This is a genomic window from Rhodococcus aetherivorans, assembly GCF_011058165.1.
GTDB classification, from domain to species: domain Bacteria; phylum Actinomycetota; class Actinomycetes; order Mycobacteriales; family Mycobacteriaceae; genus Rhodococcus; species Rhodococcus aetherivorans.
The window spans coordinates 1-5,551 of record NZ_JAALEG010000154.1 but is presented as its reverse complement, the minus strand read 5'-3'; the positions used below and the strand labels follow the sequence as shown (position 1 = coordinate 5,551).

Below are 5,551 nucleotides of genomic sequence, written 5' to 3'. Positions count from 1 at the left end.
AGAACCGAGGCAGCAGCGGTTCGACGATCTCCCACAACGCATCCGGCACCAACCGAGTAGACAACGCATCGACCACGCCATGCATCATGCCGTACACAGGATCCGACCCATACAAGACACGCTCTAACTGCGGCGGCGCGGGCGAGGAACCGGACCCGCCATCACCATGGCGTCGTAGATCTCCATCAGGGCGCGTCGCTGTCGAGGCGCGAGGGCCGGGTCGGCCTCGAGGGCGGCTTCGATTCGTGCACGTGCGTCGTCGCCCTCGCGGTCGCCCACGGGAAAGCCGGCCTGCTCGTAGAGAATGTCGGCGCTGATGTTCAGCGAGCGTGCGATGGCATCGATGACGGTTGCCGAGGGGGCGCGCAGTCCGCGCTCGATCTGCGAGAGGTACGGATTCGAGATCCCGGCCATCTCGGCGAACTGCCGCAGGGTGAACTTGTTGAATTCTCGCTGCCGTCGGATGATTTCCCCGAGCTGTGCCGACGGTCTCCTCATACACGCGAGTTTACTGACACGCTCGGGGCTGAACACACGCTCGAAGCCCGTGGAACACGTGCGCAGTATCGCAGGGCGCGGCCGGCTCAGTCCTCATCGAGGAAGTCCCCGATGAGCTGCGCCGCCCGGGCGGTCTCCTGGAGCACGCACAGGTGGCTGCCCCCGTCGATGATCTCCAGGCGGCCGTGAGGGACGGCCTTGGCGATGATCCGGCCGTTGACGGTCGGCACGAGCCGATCGTCGCTCCCCGCGATCACGAGCACGGGCATCGGCAGGTGGCGCAGCCACGGTCGACTGGTCCACTCGAAGGCCGCGCGGAGCTGGACGACATGGCCCCGCAACGACGGCCGGCAGTCCCGGCGGATCTCGAGGTGCTCGTCGAGGAGCGCGGGATCGTCGACGATCCCCTCGCCGTAGATCAGCGGGGCGACCTTGCGGAAATACGCCGGGGAGTAGAAGCTCACCGGGTTGAAGACGGCGGTCAGCGCCCTCGGCGGGCTGGGCATGCCGCCCAGGCCGCAGTTCGTCGAGGCAAGCGCGAGCCTCTCGACGCGTCCGGGACTCCGGCGCGCCAGCTCCTGCGCCACCATCCCGCCGAACGCCAGGCCGAGCACGCCGGCCGAGTCGATCCCGAGGTGCTCGAGGAGATCATCTATGACGCCCGCATGCTCGCGGACGCCGAAGCGGCCGCGGGGGACCGAGGAATGCCCCGAGCCCGGCGGGTCGACCGTGATGGTCCGAAACCGCCCGAGCCGGGCCTCGAGTGGACGCCAGAACTCCAGGGGGAGGCCGATACCGTTGATCATCAGCAGGGCCGGCCCGTCGCCCCGGACTCGGTAGCGGACACGCAGCCCCGCCGTCTTCATGAACTGTGGTTCTTCCAGCGTCGAAGCGCTCGGCGTCTTCTTCTGCATGGGATGACCGCCTCTCGGTTGACCCCGCGCCTGGAGTGCAACGCGACTGTGAGACAGTCGCCCCTCGGAGTGCTTGCTTGCAAGCTTCACATCAGCTAGAGAGCTACCAGGCTCGCCGGACGGGGGGCGGTCGGCGAGCCGCAGCCCTGCTGCGCAGAGACATTGTCGGACAACATATCCGACATTCCGTGCGCTCACGTAGGCCCTCACGCGCGACACCGGCGATGCACCATGAACCCGATGACACAGAGCGGGACACGCCGTGGGCGGCGGGAGGGGGCGTTCCCTTTCGCCGATCACCCGGATCGGGTCCTCACGCGACGGTCGAGGCGGTCCTCCCACGCCGTCCGGTGGCAGCGGTCCCCCACCTCCATACAGCTGTAAACCACTGTCGCACAACAAATCCCGTGCTTGAACACAGACAACTACCGCGCCCATGTGCTGCCGCCGATGCGGCGCGAGTTGTCCACCGACCGCCGACGCCACAACTCGTCGTCGTAGATCTCCTCGTAATCGGTCTCGTCCCAGTACTTCTCGCGCCGATACAGCAACCCGAAGAACAGTCGGTAGTCCTTCGCGTAGGCGCGCTCGGTTCCCTCGGCCAGGAACCCTCGGAGCGCGCCGACCGAGCGCGCCCGGAGACCGGATCCCGACGGCCCTCGCGGCCCGGCTACCCTCGATGTCATGGGCAGGCAGCGGGAGCGTCGGGCCGCGCCGGGGTCCGGTCGCGGTCCGGCCGAGGGCATCTACGACATCGACACCGGCACCTGCGAGCTCGTCAAGGACCGGTACCTGCCGGACGGCTGGGTGCTCGAGGTCAACGGGGTGCCCAGCTCCCACATCGATCTCGCCGATCCCACGCTGCTCGAATTCGAGTACATGCGGTGGATCGCGCAACTGCTCGAATCACAGCGGCCCCGGGACGAGCGGCTGCGCGTGCTGCACCTCGGCGGAGGGGCCTGTTCCATGGCCCGCTACCTCGCCGCCACCTATCCGAACGCGCGGCAGGTGGTGGTCGAGATCGACGGCCGGCTCGCCGAACTCGTCCGGGACTGGTTCGACCTGCCCCGTGCCCCGCTGCTGCGGATCCGGGTGGGGGAGGCGCGGGCGGTCCTCGCCTCGCTGACCGACGCGACCCGCGACGTGATCGTCCGCGACGTCTTCGCGATCAACCGGACGCCCGTCGCGCTGACCACGGTCGAGTTCACCCGGCACGCCCGCCGGGTGCTCGATGCGGGCGGCGTCTACGTCGTCAACTGTGGTGACACCCGGGATCTGACCACCGCCCGGCGGGAGGCGGCCACCATCGGCAGCATCTTCGAGCACACCGCGATCATCGCGGATCCGGCGATGCTCAAGGGCCGCCGCTACGGCAACATCGTCATCGCCGGCAGCGACGCACCGCTCGGGCAGTCCCCGGCCCTGGCCAGGGACCTGCTCGGCGGGGGAGTGCCCGCCCAGGTCTGGACCGACGCACAGGTCCGCCGGTTCGCCGCCGACGCCCGCGTCCTCCTCGACGCCGAGTGCCGCCCGCCGGCCACGGTCCCGGCCGACGAGGTGGCCACCGGCTGACCCGTCAACCCGTCCGGCCGGCCGTCCAGGCGAGCAGGTCCTCGACCGGCCACGTGTTGATCACGTCCCCGGCTTCGACCCCGCGTTCGGCGGCCCGTTCGCAGCCGTACCCGATCCAGTCCAGCTGCCCGGGCGCGTGCGCGTCGGTGTCGATCGCGAAGCGGCAACCGAGATTCAGTGCGAGGTCGATCAGCCGCTCGGGCGGGTCCTGCCGCTCGGGGCGCGCGTTGATCTCCACCGCGGTGCTGTGGTCGCGGCACGCCGAGAACACCGCCTCGGCGTCGAACCGCGACTCCGGGCGGGTGCCGCGACCACCCTGCACCAGCCGGCCCGTGCAGTGCCCGAGCACGTCGACGTGCGGGTTCTGCACCGCCTTCAGCATCCGCTTCGTCATGACCGCCCGGTCGGCCCGCAGATTCGAGTGCACGCTCGCCACCACGACGTCGAGTTCGGCGAGCAGACCCTCGTCCTGGTCGAGGGTGCCGTCGTCGAGGATGTCCACCTCGATCCCGGTGAGAATGCGAAAGGGGCGGCCGCTGTCCGCGAGGACGCGGTTGAGGTCGGCGACGACCCCCAACTGGGTGCGCAACCGCTCGGCCGTGAGCCCGTTGGCCACCTTCAGCCGGGGGGAATGGTCGGTGAGCGCGCAGTATCGGCGCCCGAGTGCCGCGGCGGTCCGCATCATCTCGGCGATCGGGCTGCCACCGTCCGACCAGTCCGAATGCACGTGGAGATCGCCCTGCAGGGCCTCCAGCAGTTCCGCGCCGCCGCGGCCGATCGGCTCGGCCTCCGCGCGCAGCTGCTGCAGGTACGCGGGCACCCCGTCGAAGGCTTCCCGGATCACGGTGGCGGTCTTCGGGCCGACGCCGGCGAGGGCGGTCCAGCTGTCCGTACGGCGCCGTGCGGCGCGCTGCTCGGGGCTCAACCGGGCGACGACGTCGGCGGCGTGGCGGTAGGCCTTCACGCGGTAGCTCTCGGCCCGGTCGCGTTCGAGCCAGAACGCGACCTCCCGCAGGGCGTCCACCGGGTCCATGCGTCCATTCTCGCCACGGCGGTCCGTAGCGTGGGGCACATGCGCACAAATGCGAGGTGGCGGCGGAAGGTGACCGGAACCGCGATCGGGGTGGCCGGAGGGACGCTGGCGCTGGCCGGGGTCTCGGCCCGGGTCGCGGCGCCCGCGGCGGGGCGGCTGTACACCCTCGCCGACGCGCCGACGGCGCCGGTGGTGATCGTGCCGGGTGCCCGGGTCCGGAATGGATGGCCCATGCCGATGCTGCGCGGGCGCCTCGACGTCGCCGTCGCTCTGCTCGCGGACGGCCGCGCCCGCAGCGTGCTCGTCTCGGGCGACGCGGGGGGCCGGTCCGGGGACGAGATCGCGGCGATGACCGGCTATCTGGTGGCGCACGGCGTGGGACGGGAAGTGATCGCCACCGACCCCTACGGGCTCGACACATACGACACCTGCCATCGCGCCGCACAGGTCTACGGCGTGACGACGGCCCTGATCGCCACCCAGGACTTCCATCTTCCGCGGGCCGTCGCGCTGGGGCGGCGCGCAGGGATCGACATGGCCGGCGTGGTGGCCGGGTGCGACTGCCGGCTGCGCACCCGGGTGCGCAACGTGCTGCGCGAGTATCTGCTGTCGCGGCCGAAAGCGCTTGTGGAGATGCACTTTCCGCGGCCGCCGCGCGTGGGGTCGGCCGCGGACGGCGCGTCGACCGGGATCCTCGCCTAGGGTCGTCGCATGCGACCTTCAGCCCTGATCACCGGTGGCGGCCGCGGCGTCGGCGCCGCCATCGCCCGGGAACTCGCCCCCAGCCACGACCTGCTGCTCGGGGGCCGGCGCGCGGAGTCGCTCCGGGCGATCTGCGAGGAGATCCCGGAGGCGGTGCCGTGGCCGGTCGACCTGCTCGACCACGAGGCGGTGGCCACGGCCTGCTCGGGCATCGACCGGTTGGACGTGCTGGTACACAACGCGGGCCTCGCCGAGCTCGGGACGATCGCCGACGGCGGAATCGCGCAGTGGCGGGAGATGTTCGAGTCGAACGTGGTGGCGGTGGTGGAGCTGACGCGTCTGCTCCTGCCGGCGCTGCGGGCCGCGAACGGCCATGTCGTGCTGCTCAACTCGGGGGCCGGGCTGAACGCGAAGGCCGGCTGGGGTGCGTACGCCGCCAGCAAGTTCGCGTTGCGCGCGTTCTCCGACGTCCTGCGGCAGGAGGAGCCGGCGCTGCGAGTGACATCGGTGCATCCTGGCCGGATCGACACCGACATGCAGCGTGCGATCGTCGCGAGCGAGGGCCGGACCTACGAACCGGAACGCTTCCTGAAGGCGTCGACCGTGGCGCGCGCAGTGCGCCAGGCGGTCCAGACACCGGCCGACGCGCACCCGACGGAGATCGTGCTGCGGCCCCGCTGAGCCGTCGTCAGAACGGCAGCGGAATCACGACCGGCGCCCCGTTCGGCAGCTGGATGCGGATCTGCGGTGGTGGCGGCGGGGCAGGCGCCGGGGCAGGCGCCGGAGCAGGTGCCGGAGCAGGGGGAAGCGGCTCCGGCGCAGGCGGCGGGGG

At 71.1% G+C, this 5,551-nt stretch carries 7 protein-coding genes; 3 read left to right on the top strand and 4 right to left on the bottom strand.

What is annotated here, in order from left to right:
- Positions 1 to 123: 123 nt before the first annotated feature.
- The 3 genes from G6039_RS29470 to G6039_RS29460 all read right to left on the bottom strand — a co-directional run bounded on the left by G6039_RS29470 (position 124) and on the right by G6039_RS29460 (position 2,098).
- The gene (locus G6039_RS29470; protein ID WP_050036204.1) at positions 124 to 498 is read right to left on the bottom strand and encodes a helix-turn-helix domain-containing protein; all 375 of its coding nucleotides are present in this window, start codon (positions 496 to 498) and stop codon (positions 124 to 126) included.
- A gap of 86 nt (positions 499 to 584) precedes the next feature.
- A complete protein-coding gene (locus G6039_RS29465) occupies positions 585 to 1,412 on the bottom strand; it encodes an alpha/beta fold hydrolase (RefSeq protein ID WP_050036205.1) in 828 nt (275 codons plus the stop codon).
- 425 nt (positions 1,413 to 1,837) lie between these two features.
- Positions 1,838 to 2,098, bottom strand: a complete 261-nt coding sequence (locus G6039_RS29460) for a four helix bundle protein (RefSeq protein ID WP_043799142.1) — start codon at positions 2,096 to 2,098, stop codon at positions 1,838 to 1,840.
- On the opposite strand from G6039_RS29460, the gene G6039_RS29455 reads away from it, so the two are divergent.
- Positions 2,097 to 2,984, top strand: a complete 888-nt coding sequence (locus tag G6039_RS29455; protein ID WP_043799140.1) for a spermidine synthase — start codon at positions 2,097 to 2,099, stop codon at positions 2,982 to 2,984. The genes G6039_RS29460 and G6039_RS29455 overlap by 2 nt on opposite strands.
- 4 nt (positions 2,985 to 2,988) lie before the next feature.
- Here G6039_RS29455 and G6039_RS29450 read toward each other — a convergent pair whose 3' ends face one another.
- Complete coding sequence (locus G6039_RS29450) at positions 2,989 to 4,017, bottom strand: PHP domain-containing protein (RefSeq protein ID WP_006947543.1); 1,029 nt, start codon at positions 4,015 to 4,017, stop codon at positions 2,989 to 2,991.
- A gap of 39 nt (positions 4,018 to 4,056) precedes the next feature.
- On the opposite strand from G6039_RS29450, the gene G6039_RS29445 reads away from it, so the two are divergent.
- Positions 4,057 to 4,719, top strand: a complete 663-nt coding sequence (locus G6039_RS29445; protein WP_206531467.1) for a SanA/YdcF family protein — start codon at positions 4,057 to 4,059, stop codon at positions 4,717 to 4,719.
- A 9-nt stretch (positions 4,720 to 4,728) separates the two neighbouring features.
- A complete protein-coding gene (locus tag G6039_RS29440) occupies positions 4,729 to 5,400 on the top strand; it encodes an SDR family oxidoreductase (protein ID WP_043799138.1) in 672 nt (223 codons plus the stop codon).
- Positions 5,401 to 5,551 lie beyond the last annotated feature (151 nt).

Bases quoted from the DNA above. Each gene is read 5' to 3' on its own strand.
- G6039_RS29455 (WP_043799140.1), top strand. From the start codon at position 2,097: ATGGGCAGGCAGCGGGAGCGTCGGGCCGCGCCGGGGTCCGGTCGCGGT.
- G6039_RS29445 (WP_206531467.1), top strand. From the start codon at position 4,057: ATGCGCACAAATGCGAGGTGGCGGCGGAAGGTGACCGGAACCGCGATC.
- G6039_RS29465 (WP_050036205.1), bottom strand. From the start codon at position 1,412: ATGCAGAAGAAGACGCCGAGCGCTTCGACGCTGGAAGAACCACAGTTC.
- G6039_RS29470 (WP_050036204.1), bottom strand. From the start codon at position 498: ATGAGGAGACCGTCGGCACAGCTCGGGGAAATCATCCGACGGCAGCGA.
- G6039_RS29440 (WP_043799138.1), top strand. From the start codon at position 4,729: ATGCGACCTTCAGCCCTGATCACCGGTGGCGGCCGCGGCGTCGGCGCC.
- G6039_RS29450 (WP_006947543.1), bottom strand. From the start codon at position 4,017: ATGGACCCGGTGGACGCCCTGCGGGAGGTCGCGTTCTGGCTCGAACGC.
- G6039_RS29460 (WP_043799142.1), bottom strand. From the start codon at position 2,098: ATGACATCGAGGGTAGCCGGGCCGCGAGGGCCGTCGGGATCCGGTCTC.